This is a genomic window from Coprococcus intestinihominis (assembly GCF_040096555.1).
Lineage (GTDB): Bacteria > Bacillota > Clostridia > Lachnospirales > Lachnospiraceae > Coprococcus_A > Coprococcus_A intestinihominis.
Window position 1 is genome coordinate 1 of record NZ_JBBMEK010000443.1, and the last position, 1,345, is coordinate 1,345.

Here is a 1,345-nt window from a genome sequence, read left to right on the forward strand (position 1 = left end):
GGACACGCCCAATTCCATGGAGTTTATATCTAGCACTATTGTTTTATTTTGATTACATTCCAAGTACACATTATATGATTCGCCAGCTTGAATTATTCCCAAATGAATTAGACGAATGTTGGTTAGCTGGTAGAGTTTTTATTGAGGAAGAAAAATGAGCGAATATTCACAGCAAATAAAAAGGGATATTACATGAACAAAAATATAAAATATTCTCAAAACTTTTTAACGAGTGAAAAAGTACTCAACCAAATAATAAAACAATTGAATTTAAAAGAAACCGATACCGTTTACGAAATTGGAACAGGTAAAGGGCATTTAACGACGAAACTGGCTGAAATAAGTAAACAGGTAACGTCTATTGAATTAGACAGTCATCTATTCAACTTATCGTCAGAAAAATTAAAACTGAATACTCATGTCACTTTAATTCACCAAGATATTCTACAGTTTCAATTCCCTAACAAACAGGGGTATAAAATTGTTGGGAGTATTCCTTACCATTTAAGCACACAAATTATTAAAAAAGTGGTTTTTGAAAGCCATGCGTCTGACATCTATCTGATTGTTGAAGAAGGATTCTACAAGCGTACCTTGGATATTCACCGAACACTAGGGTTGCTCTTGCACACTCAAGTCTCGATTCAGCAATTGCTTAAGCTGCCAGCGGAATGCTTTCATCCTAAACCAAAAGTAAACAGTGTCTTAATAAAACTTACCCGCCATACCACAGATGTTCCAGATAAATATTGGAAGCTATATACGTACTTTGTTTCAAAATGGGTCAATCGAGAATATCGTCAACTGTTTACTAAAAATCAGTTTCATCAAGCAATGAAACACGCCAAAGTAAACAATTTAAGTACCGTTACTTATGAGCAAGTATTGTCTATTTTTAATAGTTATCTATTATTTAACGGGAGGAAATAATTAAACTATGTTTTGAACCATGAATTAAATAAAAATGACTCTCAATTATTGGAAGTCAATTTATTAAACCAATTAAAGCTTGCAAAACGTGTAAATCTTTTTGATTATTCTTTAGAAGAATTACAAGCCGTTCATGAGTATTGGCGGTCAATGAATCGTTACTCAAAACAAGTTTTGAATAAAGAGAAAGTGGCTTAATATGGCAAATATAGTCAATTTTACTGACAAACAGTTTGAGAATCGCTTAAATGATAATTTAGAAGAATTGGTTCAAGTAAAAAAGCGGTTGAATCGCCAACCGCTTTTTTACTTGGTGGGCAATCAGGGTCAGGGAAAACCAGTTTGCGAAGAAGATGATTGAGCAGGCAGGAACAAAGTGATAAATTTGAATTGTGAGGGAAAATACAGATGAATC

At 33.2% G+C, this 1,345-nt stretch carries 3 protein-coding genes; 2 read left to right on the forward strand and 1 reads right to left on the reverse strand.

The window, feature by feature from the left end; translation table 11 throughout:
* Nucleotides 1-162: 162 nt before the first annotated feature.
* Both erm(B) and WMO25_RS18070 read left to right on the forward strand, forming a co-directional pair.
* Nucleotides 163-930, forward strand: a complete 768-nt coding sequence (erm(B), locus tag WMO25_RS18065; RefSeq protein ID WP_349086613.1) for a 23S rRNA (adenine(2058)-N(6))-methyltransferase Erm(B) — start codon at nucleotides 163-165, stop codon at nucleotides 928-930.
* A 12-nt stretch (nucleotides 931-942) separates the two neighbouring features.
* Nucleotides 943-1,128, forward strand: coding sequence for an epsilon antitoxin (locus WMO25_RS18070; RefSeq protein ID WP_002293774.1), 186 nt, complete (start codon nucleotides 943-945; stop codon nucleotides 1,126-1,128).
* A gap of 20 nt (nucleotides 1,129-1,148) precedes the next feature.
* Here WMO25_RS18070 and WMO25_RS18950 read toward each other — a convergent pair.
* On the reverse strand, nucleotides 1,149-1,345 hold a 197-nt coding region (locus tag WMO25_RS18950), incomplete at its 5' end, for a hypothetical protein (protein WP_435384325.1).